The organism is Kribbella aluminosa, assembly GCF_017876295.1.
Taxonomy (GTDB): Bacteria; Actinomycetota; Actinomycetes; order Propionibacteriales; family Kribbellaceae; genus Kribbella; species Kribbella aluminosa.
Map to the genome: position 1 here is coordinate 1,456,953 of NZ_JAGINT010000002.1, position 17,732 is coordinate 1,474,684.

Here is a 17,732-nt window from a genome sequence, read left to right on the forward strand (position 1 = left end):
TGCGCGCCGATGACAGCAGCGACCACGAGTTGAACAGGTCACTCGGGGAACCGCGGCCCGGGGTTGTTCGTTCACCGGGCGAGGGGGACTCTGTGGGGTGTGGTGACGGTGAGTGAGCTGTGGTGATGCACCTTTCGCGGGTCGTACGGCGGGTGGGCGTCGCGGCCGGTCTCGGAGTCGGGACCGCCGGGGCGATGGCCGGTGTCCTGCTGCTCGGCCCGCTGGCGGCCTCGGTGCTGCTGGTCGTGGTGTTCGTGCTGGTCTGGCCGTTGGCCGCGGTGGTCCGGCACGTGACGGAGGAAGCGCCGTACGGTTCGGCGGCCCTGGTCGCGGCGTCGGCTGCGGGCGCGGTGCTGTGCCTGCCCGGGCTGGTACGGCTGCTCGCTTGGGGAGCACTCGGCGTGACCGCGGGGCTGATCCTTGCGGTGGTGTTCGTGCTGATCGATCTCGTCGTACCGGATCGGGGCGTGCACCGTCCTGCGTCGCCGCGGAAGTCTCTCCGGCAGCGCAACCTGGAGCGGCTGACTGACGCGCAGCTCGCCGAGGACGAGCAGCTGATCGCGTCCCTGCAGTGCCCGTTGTCGATCGCCGAGCTGTGCGGCGTCTGGTCGGAAACCGCGACCCAGTTGGCCCACGGCGCCGGCGCGCGCGACCGACAGGCGGTCGCCGAGGTCCGTCGCATCTGCCTGGACGAATTCGAACGCCGCAACCCCACCGGCTTCCACCGCTGGCTCGACGCCGGCGCCCCCGCCAACCCCAGCCGCTACCTACTCCCCATCCCCGGCGAATAACCCCACACCCGGGCCGGCGCCTGCCTACAGGCGGTTGTAGTGCTTGCGGGCCTCGCGGCTGTGTTTCTGGGCCTCGCGTGCTGTGCGGCGGGCTTCGTCCAGGTCGGTGCCGAGCTGGTGGACGAGTGCCTGCGCCTCGGAGAGTGCATCGCGGGCGTCGTCCAGTTGTTTGTCGAGTTCCTCGACCTTCGCCTCGGCGTCCTGTGCCGCGGCGACCGCGTCCTCGAACGCCCGCTTGGCCTCCGCCTTCGCGGCCTGCTCGCGTTCCTCCCGCTCCTGCTGCTCGCGCTCTTCCTGCTCGGTAGCCCCTTGCTCCTCGGCCGCCTCTTCGGCTTGTCGCGCCGCCCGCCGGTCCTGAGCCGCCTGCCGGCGGTCGTCGGTCAGCGGTGTGACGTTCGACGGCTCGCCGTTCTCGTCGACAACCCCGAACCCGACATGCCGCAACGCACTACTCAGCCGCCCCTCACGAACAGCATCACCAGCAGCCGGATCCACCAGCGCGGCATCCAGTGTCTCGCGCAGCTTCTGCCCGACATCAGGACTGAGCTTCTGCCCCGCATCGCCCGCCAGCCGAGCAGCTTCCTTCGCCAACTGATCCAGCAACTGATGCCGCCGCGGCGTCAGCTCCCGCAGCCGTTCGCCGTCCAGATCCGCCGTCGCCTCCCGGAACTCGTCCCCGAGCGCCAGCAGATCATCCAGCTCATCCGGCAACGTCCGAGCGACCAGATTCGCGATCCACGCCGCGACGGTCGGCTTGCGCAGCGCCTTCAGCCGGGTCGACCCGAGCGGGTCACCGGCGGCCTTCAGCTGCTTGGCCAGCTCGTTGCGAGTAGCAATGAAGTCGGCCGCCGGCGCCGCGTACACCGCATCCGCCGCCTCCTCGAAGTCCACACCTGCGACGCTACCGCACCGAAGAACGGGCAGTACTCGGCTCGCGCGCTCCCCGTCCCGCCTGGCCGCAGCCATGGAACCCGCCAGGACGGGACCACTACCCGTTCTTCGGTACCGTCTCGGCCAGCTCGGAGCGGAGGGTTTCGAGGATGCCGCGGAGCAGTCGCGAGACCTGCATCTGGCTGACGCCGAGCTCGTGCCCGATCTCCTCCTGGGTGAAGCCGTTGCAGAACCGCAGCTGCAGGATCCGCTTGTCCCGGTCGCCCAGGTTCGCCACCGCCGGCGTGAGCCGGTGCACGTCCTCGACCAGGTCGTAGCCGGCCTCGGCGTCCGCGACCGTCTCCAGCAGGCTGGTCCCGCCCTCCGCCGCACCGGGCGCGTCCAGAGACAGCGTGCTGAAACAGCCGCGCACCGACGCGGCCTCGGCGACCTCGGCCGGATCGGTGCCCAGCGCCCGCGCGGTCTCCTCGTCGCTCGGCACATGACCGAGCCGCTGGATCAGCTCCGGTTCCGCGGCCGCGATACTGCCCTGCATCTCCTGTACCCGCCGCGGCGGGCGGATCGTCCACGCGCAGTCCCGGAAGTACCGCTTCAGCTCGCCGCGGATGGTCGGTACGGCGTACGACAGGAACGCCGTCGCCGCATCCAGCCGGTACCCGTTGGCCGCCTTCACCAGGCCGAGGTACGCGACCTGTTCGAGGTCGTCGGCGTCGACGCCCTTGCTGCGGTAGCGGGAGGCGATCGACCGGGCCACCGGTGCATTCAGCATCACGACCTGATCGAGGCAGGCCTGGTGCCGGGGATCGGGGACGCTGTCCGCTTCGAGCAGCAGCTCATGGGTGACGTCGGCGATGCTCTGCTTGGAATCTTCGATAGCTGCGATCGTCACGGGAGATACCTCGTCGTGTCGTCGTGAAGCTTCTGGTGGCAGGGGGCTCAACCACTGACTCCACCAGATCAAACTCGGCCGGAGCTTGCAAGTACCCGCCTGTTACGGCTGTTTGAAACGAGTGTCGCCTGACAGTAACTGTCAGGTTTCGGTGCTTTGCTCGCACTCATGAACGAGTGCTGCGCCATCGTCGACCTCCGCCAGTACACCCTGCGCCCTGGCCGGCGGGACACCCTGATCGAGCTGTTCGACACGTACTTCGTCGACGGGCAGGAAGCCACCGGGATGCACATCGCCGGTCAGTTCCGGGATCTCGACGTCCCGGACCGGTTCGTCTGGATCCGTGGTTTCCGTGATCTGCCTGCGCGTGCGGACGCGCTGAACGCCTTCTACTACGGCCCGGTCTGGCGCGCGCACTCGGCGGCCGCGAACGCGACGATGATCGACTCGGACAACGCGCTGCTGCTGAAGCCGGTGCGGCTCGGTCCGGCGTACCCCGCCCTGGACGCGCCGCGACCCGGCGGCACGGCGTCCGTGGTCGCCGGGGCGGTGTACCACCGCGGCGCCGCGGACGACGGGTTCGTCGAGTACTTCGAGGATCACGTCGTACCGGTGCTGACCGCGACGGGGGCCGAACCGGTCGCGGTGTTCGAGACCTTGGTTGCCGAGAACAACTTTCCGCCGCTGCCGTTGCGGGACGAGGTGGTGCTCGCCTGGTTCGCGCGCTTCCCCGGGATCCCGGCGTACGACGAACACCGCCGGCAACTGGCCGCGTCATCGGTCTGGCAGGAGCAGGTACTGCCCGAGCTGGTCTGCCGGTCGGTGAGGCCGATGCAGGAGCTGCGGCTGAGCCCGACCGCGGGGTCCCAGTTCCGGTAAATACGTTGCGGGACCCGGAACGGGCGGGCATCCTGGGTTGACCGAGCGGCGGCGAGCGCTGCCTGGACCTAAGGAGGGCTGACGGATGGCCATCTCTGTGCTGCGGCATGTCCGCGTCAGCCTCACCTCTTCGTTCAGGAGCACACCCGTTGTCTTTCCCCGAGTACGAACTCACCGATAACTACTCAGACCTGGGTTCGGCCGACCCGTTCGTCTTCGACTTCCATTCGGTCGACGAGCAGCTTCGGCCGGATCAGCGGTGGTCCACCTGGCTGGACGTCGAGCGCGGTTCTCGCGGCCCGGAGCCACGACCCGATTGGGTCGTGACGGAACAGGCTGCGATCGACACCGAGCTCGGCGTCCTCAAAACCGGTAAGGAAGCCGACGTCTTCCTGGTCGAACGGGCCGTCGAAGCCATCGGCGACAACCCGGCGAAATCCTCGCTGCTGGCCGCGAAGCGGTACCGCACCGAGGAGCACCGGTCCTTCCACCGCAGTACGTCGTACGTCGAAGGCCGGCGGACGCGGAACAGCCGCGACAGCCGGGCGATGGCGAAGAAGTCCGCCCACGGGCGCAGCGTCGCGGCCGGCGGCTGGGCGTACGCCGAGTGGGAGGCCCTGAACCGGCTGTGGACGGCCGGCGTCCCGGTGCCGTACCCCGTGCAGGTGGACGGTACCGAGCTGCTGATGGAGTTCATCGACGACGGCGAGGGCGGTGCCGCACCACGGCTCGCCCAGGTCCGGCCGTCCAAGGAACTGCTCGGGGTGTACTTCGAGCAGCTCCGCGACGGCATGCGCGAGCTGGCCCGGGCCGGACTCGCGCACGGTGACCTCTCGCCGTACAACGTCCTCGCCCAGGCCGACCGGATCGTGATGATCGACCTCCCGCAGGTCGTCGACATCGTCGGCAATCCGAAGGGCATGGACTTCCTGCTGCGCGACTGCCACAACATGGCCACCTGGTTCACGAACCGCGGCCTGGAAACCGACGAACAGGAACTCTTCGCCGACCTCCTCACGATGGTGTTCTAGCTGATGGTGTTCTAGGAGACGGCCTTCGCGGCGGCGCGGCCGGCGGTTCTGCCGGTGAAGAGGCAGCCGCCGACGAAGGTTCCTTCGAGTGAGCGGTAGCCGTGGACGCCGCCGCCGCCGAAGCCGGCCACCTCGCCCGCGGCGTACACACCGGGGAGCGGGGTGCCGTCGGCACGCAGTACCCGGGAGTCCAGGTCGGTCTGCAGGCCGCCGAGGGACTTCCGGGTCAGGATGTTCAGCCGGACGGCGATCAGCGGGCCCGCCTTCGGGTCCAGGATCCGGTGCGGCGGCGCGACCCGGATCAGCTTGTCGCCGCGGTAGTTGCGGGCGCCGCGGAGTGCCGTCACCTGCAGGTCCTTGGTGAACGTGTTGGTCAGCTCCCGGTCCCGGGCGAGGATCTGCCGCTCTATGTCGTCCAGGTCGATCAGGTTCTCACCGGTCAGGTCGTTCATCCCCCGGACCAGATCCGGAAGGTTGCCGCGGACAACGAAATCCGCGCCCTTGTCCATGAACGCCTGCACCGGCGCGGTCGCTCCACCGCGGGCGCGGCCCAGGACGCCGCGGATGTCCTTGCCGGTCAGGTCCGGGTTCTGCTCCTGGCCGGAGAGCGCGAACTCCTTCTCGATGATCTTCTGGGTCAGCACGAACCACGTGTAGTCGTACCCGGTCGTCATGATGTGCTCGAGCGTCCCGAGAGTGTCGAACCCGGGGAACAACGGCACCGGCAGACGCTTGCCGGTGGCATCGAACCAGAGCGACGACGGACCCGGCAGGATCCGGATCCCGTGCTGCGGCCAGATCGGGTCCCAGTTCTGGATGCCTTCGGTGTAGTGCCACATCCGGTCCCGGTTCACGTACCGGCCGCCGGCCCGCTCGGTGATCGCCAGCATCCGGCCGTCGACGTGCGCCGGTACGCCGCTGATCATCCGCTTCGGCGGCTTACCCATCCGCTCCGGCCACTGCTGCCGGACCAGGTCGTGGTTGCCGCCGATCCCCCCGGACGTGACGATCACGGCCTGCGCCTTCAGGTCGAAGTCGCCGACCTCGACGCGCGAACTCGACACACCCCGCGGTACGTCGCTGGGCTCGAGCACCTTGCCCGCGACACCGTCGACCACCCCACCGGTCACGGTCAGCTCGTCCACCCGGTGGCGGAACCGGAACTCGACCAGCCCTCTCGCGACCGCCTCCCGGACCCGGCGCTCGAACGGCGCGACCAGCCCCGGCCCGGTACCCCAGGTGATGTGGAAACGCGGCACCGAGTTCCCGTGGCCGTCCGCGTGGTACCCGCCGCGCTCGGCCCAGCCGACCACGGGGAAGAACCGCACACCCTGCCCGTGCAGCCACGGACGCTTCTCGCCGGCGGCCCAGTCGACGTACGCCTCGGCCCACTGCCGGGCCCACTTGTCCTCGTCGTCCAGCCGGTCGAACCCGGCCGAGCCGAGCCAGTCCTGCAGCGCGAGGTCGTGGGAGTCCTTGATCCCCATCCGGCGCTGCTCGGGGGAGTCCACGAACAGCAGCCCGCCGAACGACCAGAACGCCTGGCCACCAAGCGACGCCTCGGGCTCCTGGTCGAGCAGCAGCACCTTCCGGCCCGCGTCCGCCAGTTCGGCGGTCGCGGCCAGCCCGGCCAGCCCCGCCCCGACGACGATCACATCAGCGTCCATGTCGACCATGTATAGCGCACTTGGGAGGATGGGGCTGTGACGATCCTTTCTGCGCAGAACCTCGTACTTCCTGCAGCTTCGCTCGGTCCGGAGAATCCGCTCGCACCGCTCGGCACGCACCGCGAGGCCCACGAGGTGGTGAACCTCGCGGAGTTGCCGCCCGACCTGCGGGCGAACATCGAGTACGGGCGGCTGCACAGCCCGCTGCCGTGCCTGAACCAGGACGCGTACGACCGCACGCTCGTCGAGACGCCGCTGCCTGCACTCGTGCTGGAGAACGACCACGTCCGCGCGACCGTGCTGCCGAGTCTCGGCGGCCTGCTGTACTCACTCGTCCACCACGGCACCGAGCTGCTCTACAGCAACCCGGCGTTCCAGCCCGCGAACCTCGCGCTGCGCAACGCCTGGTTCGCGGGCGGCGTCGAGTGGAACGTCGGCAGCACCGGCCACTGGACGGGTACCTGCGCGCCGATGCACGCCGCGTCCGTCGAGGGCCCGGACGGTACGCCGGTCCTGCGCCTGTGGGAGCTCGAACGCACCCGGAACCTCGTCACCCAGCTCGACTTCTGGCTGCCGGAGGACTCGGAGTTCCTGTACGTCGGCGTACGCCTGCAGAATCCGTCGGACGTCGAGGTCCCGGCGTACTGGTGGTCGAACATCGCCGTACCGCAGTCGCCCGACCGGCGGATGCTGGTGCCGGCGGACCAGGCGTGGCAGTTCGGGTACGGCAGCCGGCTCGATCTGGTCGACGTGACCACGGACCTGACGTATCCGATGCGGCATCCGCGGGCGATCGACTACTTCTTCGAGCCGCTGGCCGACGAGCGGCCGTGGATCGCGTCTGTCGACGCTGATGGCGACGGGCTCGTGCAGGCGTCGACCGAGCGGCTGCGTGGGCGGAAGCTGTTCGTGTGGGGGCAGGGGGACGGCGGGCGGCGGTGGCAGGAGTGGCTGGCGCCCGGTCTGTCCGGTGACGGGTACGCGGAGATCCAGGCGGGGCTTGCTCGCACCCAGATGGAGCACCTCAAGCTGCCGGCTGCTACCTCGTGGACCTGGCTGGAGGCGTACGGGCGCCTGTCGATGGACGCCGGTGTCGCGCATGCGCAGGACTGGAAGACGGCCCGCGACGGTGGGGCTGCTGCCTTGGCTCCTCTGCTGGAGGGGCTGGCTGCGCGCGAGGAGGCCTGGCTGACGGTCGTCGATGCCGCGCCGGTGGAGCGGCTGGCTGTCGGTTCGGGGTGGGGCGCGTTGGAGTCGAAGCGCACCGGTTGGACGGTGTCGGGTGGTACGCCGTTCAGTGAGGACACCCTGACGGCGCGGGAGCGGGCCTGGTTGCCGTTGCTCGACGGGCAGCTGCCGGCAGAGGACGACGTACCGGACGGGACCCTGGTCGCGTGGCGGGAGCTGCTGGAGGCAGCCGAGGACAACTGGCTGGTCTGGTACCACCGGGGCGTGGCGCGGCACTACGACGGTGACGTGGACGGGGCCGTTGAGGCATGGCGGCGGTCTGGGGACAACGCCTGGGCTCTACGCAACCTCGGTGTAGTTACGGGCGAGTTGGATTACTACGAGCGCGCCGTCGCCCTCCAGCCCCAGCTGGTACCGCTGGTGGTCGAGGCGGTCGCGGCTGCGCTCGACTCCGACGTACCGCGGGCGGAGCGGATGCTCGCGCAGGCGCCCGACGATCCACGGATCCAGCTGCTTCGGGTACGGCACGCGTTGGCGACTGGAAATCCGGCGAAAGCCCATGAATTGCTGGCCGCTGGGATCCAGCTGGCCACCGTCCGGGAGGGCGCGAACCCGCTCACCGACTACTGGCTGGCGACGGAGGCGGCGCTTGGCACCCAGCGGCCAGTACCGCCGCAGTACCGGTTCGGAATGGGCGAAAACTGACAACTACAGGTCAACTCTACCTCTAGAAACACCGCTCCACCGGACTCTACTATGGTCCTGTAGACGAAAAAGTGATCCTGTAAAGGTTTCGTGAAGTTACAAGGAACCAAGTGGAGTCCGGTGGCGTCCCACCGGTGTACGGCAAGGGCCGTGCAGGCAGTTTCGACAAACGACCGCGTCGCTCGCGGGCGGCGCGTCGGGGGTGAGTGCCATGTTGACGATCGTTGTACTAGGTGGGTTCGGCCTGGTGCTGGTGGTCGCGGCTTTCATCGTGACCGAGGTTCTGGCCGGCCTGCGCCGGACCGAACTCTCCACCGGCACCGAGGAGAAGACCGCGGGACGAGTGGTGCGGGTGCGAGGCCCGGTCCGCGGTCAGCTGGACAGCGGTGCCCCGGCGATCTACACCGAGGTCATCGTCGAGTACTACACCCGCCGGGGTGAGGGACCGTACCAGGTCGCTCGGAAGTTCCCGGTCGGGAGCCGCATTACTTACGTGAAGGGTGACCGGGTGATCGTCGCGTACGACGTCCGGAACCCGCGCCAGGCCCGGCTGGCAGGCCGGGTCAGCCACTGGCCGACCATGGGGCCGTACTCCGCCACGGCGGCCTGACGGTTCACCTGCTTGAGCCTCCTCTCCGGCTCAAGCAGGAAGATGAGGGGCGAGCAGGTTGTAGAGCACCGGCCGGCCCCGATCCAGAACGTACTCCGCCTCGTCCGCGGACAGCCGGTCCGCGAGATGCGCAAGCGCCTCGCCCATCGCGATGCAGAGCGTCACGGCCAGGCGGAAGTCCCGAGTGTCGCGGGCACCGAACCGCGCGGCCAGCAGTTCCGCGAACTCGCCGGCGTGCTGGTCGTCGAACTCGCCCGGCTTCGCCTCCAGCTCCGGATCGCCGAGCCCGCTGAGCACGACGGCCTTGAAACCCGGGTCCGTGCGGTGCATCTCTCGGAACGTCTCCAGCGTCACGTCCACGGCCCCGCGCCAGCTGGCCACCTCGGCCAGCCGCTCCCGGACCGCCTCCGTGTAGCGCGCCTGGTTCCGGCGCTCGATCGCCTGGATCAGGCTGCGCTTGTCCGGGAAGTACCGGTACACGCTGCCGACCGCGATCTCGGCCCGCTTCGCGACGCCGCTCGTCGAGGCCGCGTCGTACCCACGCTCGACCACCTCGGCGCAGGCCGCGTCCAGGATCCGTTCGACCTGGCGGCTGGCCCGGTCCTGGGTGGGCGTACGGCGGAGCGGATAGGCCCCCGATGTCACCATTCACTCATTGTCCACACATTCAGGGGACAGCGTTGCCACCTCTTTGTGACAGATTGCCGACAGTTGGTCATGAATGGGGAGGATTCCTATGCGCGTCAACAAAACCGTGGTCGCCGGGCTGGTGTCGGTGGCCCTCGCCGCGTCCGGGGTGGCCGGTACGGCGTACGGCCGGCACGGCTCGGAGGGCAGCGACCTGCGGCTGAACCAGCTCCAGGTGGTCGGGTCGCACAACTCGTACCATCGCGAGCTCAGCCCGGCCGAGCAGAAGGTGCAGCAGCAACAGAACGCCGGCTCGGTCGACCTCTGGTACTCACACGCTCCGATCACCCAGCAGCTCGAGGACCAGGACGTCCGGGCCCTGGAGCTCGACCTGTACCCGGACCCGCAGGGCGGTCTGTACACGTACCCGCTGATCCGCAAGCTGACCGGGCAGGGCCCGCTCACCGATCCCGCGATGGCCAAGCCCGGCATCAAGGTCATGCACATCCCGGACTTCGACTACAACACGAACTGCGACACGTTCGTGGTCTGCCTGCAGCAGGTGAAGACCTGGTCCGACGCGCACCCGAACCACGTGCCGATCGCGATCAACCTCGAACTCAAGCAGTCCGACCCGCAGGTGGTCGCGGCCGGCGGGGTCAAGGCGCCGCCGTGGGACGCCGCCAACCTTGACAGCGTCGACACCGAGATCCGCTCGGTGTTCAGCGAGCAGCAACTGCTCACCCCGGACGACGTCCGCAAGCCCGGCCTGACGCTCGAGCAGTCCGTGCTGACCAAGGGCTGGCCGAAGCTGAACAGCGTCCGCGGCCAGGTGATGTTCTACTTCGACAACGGCGGTCCCGGCGAGATCCGCGACACCTACACCGTGGGCAGGCCGAGCCTCGAAGGTCGCGCGGTCTTCACCCGTGGACCTGAGGGCGCGCCGGACGCGGCGGTCACCGAGGTGAACGACCCGCGGGGCGCGAACCAGGCCGAGATCCAGCGGCTGGTGCAGAGGGGGTACCTGGTCCGTACCCGCTCCGACGAGCCGATGGCGACGATCCGGGACAAGGACTACGGCCGGCTCGGGATCGCGCTCGCGAGCGGCGCCCAGTGGGTGACGACGGACTTCCCGGTGGCCGGCATGGCGGCCCGCTACGACAGCGACTACGTCGCCAAGCTGCCCGGACACACTCCCGTACGATGCAATCCCGTCACCGCATCGGCGAAGGCGGCCATCTCGGAAGGGTGAGCCATGTCGGAGCACGTGGTCGATGTCAGCTGGAGCCGTGGTGAGCACGACTTCACCTACGACACCTACAACCGCGACCACGAGTGGCGTTTCGACGGCGGTATCACGGTGCCGGCGTCGGCGAACCCGAAGTACCTCGGGAATCCCGGCCCGGTCGACCCGGAGGAGGCGTTCGTGGCGGCGTTGTCGTCCTGCCACATGCTCACGTTCCTGGCGATCGCGGCCCGGAAGCGGCTGCTGGTGGACGCGTACGACGACCACGCGGTCGGCGTGATGGCTCCGAACGAAGCCGGCCGGCTGGCGATCACGCAGGTGACGCTGAACCCGAAGATCGTCTGGAACGGTGCCGAGCCGGACGCCGCGACGCTCGGCAAGCTGCACCACCTGGCACACCAGGAATGCTTCATCGCAAACTCGGTGACGACCGAAATCACCATCTCCAGATAGCGCCTGCCCGGCGCCGAGCACCGCCGCGGATCCTTCGTCCTTGTTTTCCTTCCCTCAAGGAAAAACCACCCGCCGACCGGCCTGAGCCTCGCGCAAGCGGCGTCAGGACGGTCGGCGGGTGGTTGGTGCACCTCTGTGGCGGTGCACCGGTAACGGGATCCGGGGGCGCCTCGCACCGGGGCGCCTCTGCGTTTGATGTGCGACTTCCGTGCGGTCTGGCTCGGTGGGCCAGGCCGTCCGGGTGCGCCGCCCGGTCCCGTTCGTCCGGCTGGCGCCTTACTGCTCGGCGGCGGCGTCGGTCCGGTCGTCGGTGGTCTGGTTGCTGTCGATCGCCAGCAGGTCCTCGAGATCACGAACCTGCTCGGTGGCCATCGTGGTCATCAGTCGGTGGATCGTCATGCTGGTGAGACGCGGAGGGTCCGCGGGTATGACGGGAAAACGAGTTGTGACCTGAGTCACTACTTCTCGTCGAGCCCGTCCAGGCGCAGCGGGACCAGCTTGCGGGCGTCGTCGTACGACGTACCGGTGAGTTCGAGCAGGTCGATGATCGTCGAACGGAGCTGGCCGAGGACGACGACCGCGGACAGGCCGGTCGGCAGCGGGAGTTCCGCCGTACGGCGGCCGAGCTCGCCGAGCACGCGGTGCGCCGCGACGTCGGCGGCCGGCTCGAACAGCGACTCGCCGATCAGCCGGGTACCGTCCGCGAGCCGCTCCAGCAGCATCGGGTACTCCGCGGGCATGCCCTCGTCCCGCCAGACCGACACCGCGCACCGGCGGACCAGGACCCGGATGTTCCGGATCGCCCGGTCCAGCGGTACGACGAGATCCGCGATCTCCTGGACCCGGCCGCGGTGCCGCCGACGGAACGGGGACAGCCGGACCACCGCGACGCCTTCCTCGGCGGCGCTGCGCAGGTCGTCGAGCCGGGACTCGCTGGCGCGGGCCCGCCGGAGCGCGTCGGTGACCGCCTCCTCGTCGCGGGACCGCAGGCCGTCCGCGGTCTCGTTGAGGATCTCGGCCAGTTCGCTGAGTACCCCGGCGGCTTGCTGCCGAGGGCGCCGGATCGCCGCGGCTGGTGCGATCGTTGCCGCCGCCAGCGCGACCAGACCGCCGAGCGCGGCGTCCTGCCAGCGGCTGAAACCGGCGTTCGGGTTCGGGAGCAGGGTCGTCACGATCGCCGCCTGGACGCCTGCCTGGGTGGTCATCAGGTTGCCGGCACCGAGCAGTACGGCGACGCTCATCGCGAGCGCGATCACGAAGACCAGCTGCGCGACGCCGGTACCGAACACCTTCACGAACAGGTCGCCGACGCCGACACCCACCGCGACGCCGACCATCACCTCGGCGACCCGGCGGAGGCGCTGGCCGAAGCTGAACCCGAGACAGACCATCGCCGCGACCGGTGCGAAGAACGGCTGCTTGTGGCCGACGACGTACCGCGCCAAGGCCCACGCCACCCCGGCGGCCAGCGCGCACTGGGCGATGAAGAAGGCCCGGCTGCGCCAGCGTTCGACCCGGCGCCGGATCGAGGCACGCGACCGCCGCGCGGCCTGCGGGGCGATGTCGTCCCGCAGTTCCCGCAACTGGTCCAACGTCAGCCTGACCGGATCCACGCGCCCCATTCTGCGTCGTGCTTGATTCTGCTGCCTGCGACGCGCCAAGGTTTGCACATGAGCGAGAACAACCGTGAGGACTACGGCAGCTACTCCGTCGACGACGAGGATCAGCTGCAGCCGGGGGACACCCTGAACGACCGTGGCGTGGAGGACCTGCTCGACGAGGGGTACTCGCCGCCGGAGAAGTGGTCCGCGGGCGAGGGCTTCGGGACCACGGCCGACGAGGCGCTGCAGGGCGAGACCCTGGACCAGCGGATCGCCCAGGAGGTCCCGGACGTCGACCCGTACGCCGAGGACGGTGAGGACGTCGGCGGACCCGAGGTCGGCAACGCCCGCTCCGGCCGGCTGGTCGCGTCCGACGAGGGCACCCGCGAGGATGACGACAGCGAGCTGTACGCGTCGGACGTCGGCATCGACGGCGCGGCCGCCGGCGCCGAGGAGGCCGCCGTGCACGTCGTCGACGAGGACGACTTCGAGCTGTCCGACGACGACGAGACCGACCGCGGGAGTTACCGCGACGTCGACCTGGGCGACGTCGGCGACCTCGAGGACTGAATCTCCGGAACTGGGGTGGGCGCGCGGAGCTCACCCCAGTTGGTCGTGCTCAGCGGTGGGTGACCGTGACCTCGGCGCCGTGCCGGGGGACCAGTGTGACGTTCTTCGGCTGGGCCGGTTCGGGCTCGGGGTTCGGGGCCTGGAAGTTGAAGGCGGTGAGGGCGGCGCGGAGGATCTCGGTGCCCTCCATCAGCGAGAAGCCGGCGCCGATACACCGCCGGGCGCCGCCGCCGAACGGGATCCAGGTGCCGGGCGCCGGCGGGTCGTCGGACAGGAAGCGCTGCGGGCGGAAGTCCTTCGGGTTCGGGAAGTGCTCGCCGTCCCGCTGGACCAGGCCGATCGCGGCCATGATCGTCGTACCGCGCGGCAACCGGTAGCCCGCGACGTCGGCGGTCTCGGTCAGCCGGCGCCCGACCTGGTAGACGACCGGGTGCAGCCGCAGCGCCTCCTTGACGATCGCCTCCAGTTCGTCGTCCGCGCCGGCATCGGCCGCCCGCTGGCCGAACTCGAGATCCGCCGGCCGCCGCGCCAGCTCGTGGAACGCCCAGGCCATCGCGGTCGCCGTCGTCTCGTGCCCGGCCAGCAGCAGCGTGACCAGCTGGTCCCGCAGCTCCACGTCCGACCAGTTGCCCGCGGCAAGCAATCGCGACAGTACGTCGTTGCGCCCGGCGAACGTCTCGCGACGGCCGGCGATCTCGTCGTACAGGATCTCGTCGATCCGCTGCTGGGTGTCCAGGAACGTCTTCCAGGGCCGGACCTTGAGCAGCGGCGGGTAGAAGCCGCCGAGCATGATCACCGGCGACACCGAGACGATCTTGTCCAGCAACGGGCGCAGGGTGTTCAGCCGGTCCACGTCGGTGACGCCGAAGATCACCTGCAGGATGATCTCGAGCGTCAGGTTCCGCATCCGCTGGTGCATCTTGAACGGCGTCCCGGTCGGCCACTTCGCGACCTCGGCCTTGGCCAGCTCGTGCACCATCCCGGCGTACCCACGCAGCGCCGGCCCGGAGAAGGCGGGCATCAACTGCTTGCGCATCCGGACGTGGTCCTCGTCATCGAGCAGCAGCAGCGAGTGCGAGCCCATGATCGGCTCCAGCACCGTGTTGCCCTCGCCGGCGTGCATCACCGCGGGCGGGCTGCCGAACACCTCCTTGATGTGCTCCGGCCGGCTCAGCACGACGCAGACCCGGCTCGACGGCACCAGCCGGATCGTGAACACGTCGCCGTACTTCTCCCGCATCCGCGGGAAGAACGTCTTGCGGTGACTCGCGAACAGCACGGTCTGGGCGAGGGTCGGGAGCTTCGGCCCGGGCGGCAGCGTGCGCGCCGTCTGCCGGTCGAGGGTGCGGGAACCGAGCAAAGGTGTCGGAGCCATACCGGCACGCTACGTCAGCCGGGTGAACGCCGGACGTCGAACGGGGCGTCGGACAGGAAACGGGGGCCGGAGACAGGTCATTGCCTGTCTCCGGCCCCCGGAGGGTGTTCAAGCCCCATCGAAAGGGCGGGCAGTCAGGAGCGCGTGAACCGCAGCGTGAGGATCTGGAACGGGCGGAGTTCGAAGCCGACTCCGTTGTCCTTCAACTCCCGCTCGGCGAGCCCGCGCTCGAGCAGGTCGACCTCGGTGACGGACGCGGCCGCGAACGACGGGGTCACCGTCGCGCGCGAACGGCCGCCGCTGGACTCGTACAGCCGGACGATCACGTCGCCGGACTGGTCATCGGCGAGCTTGACCGCCTCGACGATCACGTTGCCGTTGTCGACGGCAACGATCGGGTCGACCACGCCGGCGCCGCTGACGACGCGCTCCGGCAGGTTGATCCGGTAGCCCTCCTCGATCGCCTCCGGGATCCCGGCGCCGACCACCAGCGCGTGGTTCACGGTGTGCACGCCCTGGTCGGTCTTCGGGTCGGGGAACCGCGGCGCCCGGATCAGCGACGTACGGATGGTGGTCGTCGTACCGCCGTCCTCCCGCGCGGTCCGGTTGATGTCGTGGCCGTACGTCGAGTCGTTGACCACGGCAACGCCGTACCCCGGCTCGCCGACGTGTACCCAGCGATGTGCCGCGATCTCGAACTTCGCCGCGTCCCACGAGGTGTTCTGGTGGGTCGGCCGGAAGATGTGCCCGAACTGCGTCTCGGACGCGGACCGGTCCGCGTGGACGTCGACCGGGTACGCCGCCTTCAGGAACTTCTCGGTCTCGTGCCAGTCCATCTCGGTCTCGATGTCGACCCGCTTCGCGCCCGGGCGGATGCGCAGCGTCTGGGTCACGGTGGACCGGTTGAAGGACCGCTTCACCACGACTGTCGCGACACCGCCGGCCACCGAGAAGTCGACGCTGTCGACCTCGGTCACGTCCCGGACGTTGTTCTTGTAGAAGGAGTCGACGTCCCACGCGTCCCAGTGGTTCGGGGTGTCGACGTGCAGCTGCAGAAGGTTGCCCACGGCACCCGGTGCGATGACCTCGCGCCCGGCCTCGACGTCGTACAGCGAGGTGATCAGGCCGCGCTCGTCGATGGTGACCCGGATCAGGCCGTTGTCGACGACACCGTTCTCGACCGTGACGTCCTGGCCCTCGACCGCCGCGACACCCGCACCGAGGCCGGCGACCCCGTTACGGCCGTGCGGCGCGGCGTTGAACACGATCTGCTCGTCACCGGAGCCGGCCAGCGCCTGCTGCGCCGTGGCGATGATCGCGTTCAGCTCCTCGGCGACCCGCGCGTACGTCGCCTCGGCCTCGCGGTGCACCCACGAGATCGACGAGCCCGGCAGGATGTCGTGGAACTGGTGCAGCAGCGCGACCTTCCACAGCCGGTCCAGGTCCTCGTACGGGTAGGTGTCGAGCTTGCCCGCGACGACGGCCGCGGCGCTCCACAGCTCGGCCTCGCGGAGCAGGTGCTCGGTACGCCGGTTGCCCTGCTTGGTCTTCGCCTGTGAGGTGTACGTCGCCCGGTGGATCTCCAGGTACAGCTCGCCGGACCAGACCGGCGCGTGCTCGGAGTACTCGTCCTCGGCGGCGCTGAAGAAGTCGGTCGGGGACTCGATCGTCACCTTCGGCGAGGACTCCAGGTCCTTGACCCGGCGCGCGGTCGCGACGAACTCCCGGGTGGGCCCGCCACCGCCGTCGCCGTACCCGAACGGCACCAGCGACCGGGTCGCCGCACCGTTCTCGGCGAAGTTCCGCTGGGCGTGCGCGAGCTCGCGACCGGACAGGTCGGAGTTGTACGTGTCGATCGGCGGGAAGTGGGTGAACACCCGGGTCCCGTCCAGGCCCTCCCACCAGAAGGTGTGGTGCGGGAACTTGTTCTCCTTGTTCCAGGAGATCTTCTGGGTCAGGAACCACTTCGAGCCGGACAGCTTCACCAGCTGCGGCAGCGCCGCGGTGTAGCCGAACGAGTCCGGCAGCCAGACCTCCTGGGTGTCGATCCCGTACTCGTCCAGGAAGAACCGCTTGCCGTGCACGAACTGCCGGGCCAGCGCCTCGCTGCCGGGCAGGTTGGTGTCGGACTCGACCCACATCCCGCCCACCGGAACGATGGTGCCCTCGGCAACGGCCTTCTTCAGCCGCTCCCAGACCTCCGGGTAGTTCTCCTTCACCCAGGCGTGCTGCTGTGCCTGCGAGAACGCGAAGACCAGCTCTGGGTACTCCTCGGCGAGAGTGGCAACGTTGGACACGGTCCGGGCCACCTTGCGGCGGGTCTCCCGGAGCGGCCAGAGCCAGGCGGAGTCGATGTGCGCGTGCCCGACCGCGGACAGCTGGTGCGCGCTGGCGTGCGCGGGCCGGCTCAGTACGTCGGTCAGCTGGGCGCGGGCGTCCGCGGCGGTACCGGCGACGTCCTCGTAGTCCAGCGCGTCCAGCGAACGGCTGAGCGCGCGCAGGATCTCCTTGCGGCGCGGCTCCTGGATCGACAGCTCCCGCTGCAGGCCGTCGAGCGCCTCGAGGTCGAGGATCAGGTCCCACACCTCGGCGTTGAAGATCGCCAGGTCGGCGCGGGTCAGCTGGTAGATCGGGTGGTCGCCGAGCCCGGCGCCGATGTCGGTCTTCGCGTCGGCGTTGTCCAGCGGGATCTCCGGGTTCGCGGCGGCCTCGACGTAGAACTCGACGGTGTCGCCGGCGGAGGCCGCCGTACCGTCCGGGCCGAGGATCGACAGCGGGGCGTACGTCTGCCGCGGGTGCAGGCCCTTGAGCGGCTTGCCGGAGGTGGTGTGCACCAGGCCCTCCGCGGAGAACCCGGGGCCGCCGCTGAAGCCGAGGTCGATGACCGCCTCGATCTCGCGGCCGGCCCACTCGGCCGGCACCTGGCCGCTGAACTTGAACCAGGCGGTGCCCCACGCGGGTCCCCACGGCAGGCCGATCTCGGCCTTCTCGTAGGTCTGTGCCAGCGCCTCGGCGGGGGACACGGGCTCACCGGGTGCGTGCCACACCTCGATGTCCAGCGGGACGGCCGCGCCGTAGATCGCGGGGCGGAGCCGCTCCCGCAGGGCGCGCCTGAGCCGCTCCTCGATGAGTTGACGGTCGTCGTGCACGAAATCAGCCTCCGGGAAAGGATCCTCACACGGCCGCGACGGCCGCACGGATGACAACGC

The 17,732-nt window shown here is 69.6% G+C and carries 16 protein-coding genes; 8 read left to right on the plus strand and 8 right to left on the minus strand.

Features of this window, described 5'->3' with window-relative positions; all coding sequences use genetic code 11:
- Positions 1-125: 125 nt before the first annotated feature.
- Positions 126-791 carry a hypothetical protein gene (locus JOF29_RS28365; RefSeq protein WP_209697470.1) on the plus strand — a complete coding sequence of 222 codons (666 nt, stop codon included), beginning with the start codon at positions 126-128 and terminating at the stop codon, positions 789-791.
- Between the two features lie 24 nt (positions 792-815).
- Here JOF29_RS28365 and JOF29_RS28370 read toward each other — a convergent pair whose 3' ends face one another.
- The gene (locus JOF29_RS28370; protein ID WP_209697471.1) at positions 816-1,682 is read right to left on the minus strand and encodes a hypothetical protein; all 867 of its coding nucleotides are present in this window, start codon (positions 1,680-1,682) and stop codon (positions 816-818) included.
- Between the two features lie 97 nt (positions 1,683-1,779).
- Positions 1,780-2,571, minus strand: coding sequence for a sigma-70 family RNA polymerase sigma factor (locus JOF29_RS28375; RefSeq protein WP_307863737.1), 792 nt, complete (start codon positions 2,569-2,571; stop codon positions 1,780-1,782).
- A gap of 168 nt (positions 2,572-2,739) precedes the next feature.
- Here JOF29_RS28375 and JOF29_RS28380 point away from each other — a divergent pair, with 168 nt between their 5' ends.
- On the plus strand, positions 2,740-3,450 hold the full coding sequence (locus tag JOF29_RS28380) for an NIPSNAP family protein (RefSeq protein ID WP_245359538.1): 711 nt from the start codon (positions 2,740-2,742) through the stop codon (positions 3,448-3,450).
- A 149-nt stretch (positions 3,451-3,599) separates the two neighbouring features.
- A complete protein-coding gene (locus JOF29_RS28385; protein ID WP_209697472.1) occupies positions 3,600-4,481 on the plus strand; it encodes a serine protein kinase RIO in 882 nt (293 codons plus the stop codon).
- 11 nt (positions 4,482-4,492) lie between these two features.
- On the opposite strand, the gene JOF29_RS28390 is transcribed toward JOF29_RS28385, so the two are convergent.
- Positions 4,493-6,148 (minus strand): FAD-binding dehydrogenase, encoded by a 1,656-nt coding sequence (locus JOF29_RS28390; protein ID WP_209697473.1) that lies wholly within the window; start codon positions 6,146-6,148, stop codon positions 4,493-4,495.
- 36 nt (positions 6,149-6,184) lie between these two features.
- Here JOF29_RS28390 and JOF29_RS28395 point away from each other — a divergent pair, with 36 nt between their 5' ends.
- Both JOF29_RS28395 and JOF29_RS28400 read left to right on the plus strand, forming a co-directional pair.
- Positions 6,185-8,041 carry a DUF5107 domain-containing protein gene (locus tag JOF29_RS28395; RefSeq protein ID WP_209697474.1) on the plus strand — a complete coding sequence of 619 codons (1,857 nt, stop codon included), beginning with the start codon at positions 6,185-6,187 and terminating at the stop codon, positions 8,039-8,041.
- Between the two features lie 211 nt (positions 8,042-8,252).
- A complete protein-coding gene (locus tag JOF29_RS28400; RefSeq protein ID WP_245359540.1) occupies positions 8,253-8,651 on the plus strand; it encodes a DUF3592 domain-containing protein in 399 nt (132 codons plus the stop codon).
- A 30-nt stretch (positions 8,652-8,681) separates the two neighbouring features.
- Here JOF29_RS28400 and JOF29_RS28405 read toward each other — a convergent pair whose 3' ends face one another.
- On the minus strand, positions 8,682-9,299 hold the full coding sequence (locus JOF29_RS28405; protein ID WP_209697475.1) for a TetR/AcrR family transcriptional regulator: 618 nt from the start codon (positions 9,297-9,299) through the stop codon (positions 8,682-8,684).
- An 88-nt stretch (positions 9,300-9,387) separates the two neighbouring features.
- Here JOF29_RS28405 and JOF29_RS28410 point away from each other — a divergent pair, with 88 nt between their 5' ends.
- Complete coding sequence (locus JOF29_RS28410) at positions 9,388-10,530, plus strand: phosphatidylinositol-specific phospholipase C1-like protein (RefSeq protein WP_209697476.1); 1,143 nt, start codon at positions 9,388-9,390, stop codon at positions 10,528-10,530.
- A gap of 3 nt (positions 10,531-10,533) precedes the next feature.
- Positions 10,534-10,977, plus strand: coding sequence for an OsmC family protein (locus tag JOF29_RS28415; protein WP_209697477.1), 444 nt, complete (start codon positions 10,534-10,536; stop codon positions 10,975-10,977).
- 276 nt (positions 10,978-11,253) lie between these two features.
- Here the strand turns inward: JOF29_RS28415 and JOF29_RS44775 are convergent, their stop codons facing one another.
- Together JOF29_RS44775 and JOF29_RS28420 are read right to left on the minus strand one after the other, a co-directional pair.
- Positions 11,254-11,376: a hypothetical protein gene (locus tag JOF29_RS44775; RefSeq protein WP_281067439.1), complete on the minus strand. Its 123-nt coding sequence runs from the start codon at positions 11,374-11,376 to the stop codon at positions 11,254-11,256.
- A 59-nt stretch (positions 11,377-11,435) separates the two neighbouring features.
- Positions 11,436-12,590 (minus strand): FUSC family protein, encoded by a 1,155-nt coding sequence (locus tag JOF29_RS28420; protein WP_307863738.1) that lies wholly within the window; start codon positions 12,588-12,590, stop codon positions 11,436-11,438.
- Positions 12,591-12,647: 57 nt separating this feature from the next.
- Here JOF29_RS28420 and JOF29_RS28425 point away from each other — a divergent pair, with 57 nt between their 5' ends.
- The gene (locus JOF29_RS28425) at positions 12,648-13,148 is read left to right on the plus strand and encodes a DUF5709 domain-containing protein (protein WP_209697479.1); all 501 of its coding nucleotides are present in this window, start codon (positions 12,648-12,650) and stop codon (positions 13,146-13,148) included.
- 49 nt (positions 13,149-13,197) lie between these two features.
- On the opposite strand, the gene JOF29_RS28430 is transcribed toward JOF29_RS28425, so the two are convergent.
- Both JOF29_RS28430 and JOF29_RS28435 read right to left on the minus strand, forming a co-directional pair.
- Positions 13,198-14,523 carry a cytochrome P450 gene (locus tag JOF29_RS28430; protein WP_209697480.1) on the minus strand — a complete coding sequence of 442 codons (1,326 nt, stop codon included), beginning with the start codon at positions 14,521-14,523 and terminating at the stop codon, positions 13,198-13,200.
- Positions 14,524-14,657: 134 nt separating this feature from the next.
- Complete coding sequence (locus JOF29_RS28435; protein ID WP_209697481.1) at positions 14,658-17,672, minus strand: alpha-mannosidase; 3,015 nt, start codon at positions 17,670-17,672, stop codon at positions 14,658-14,660.
- Positions 17,673-17,732 lie beyond the last annotated feature (60 nt).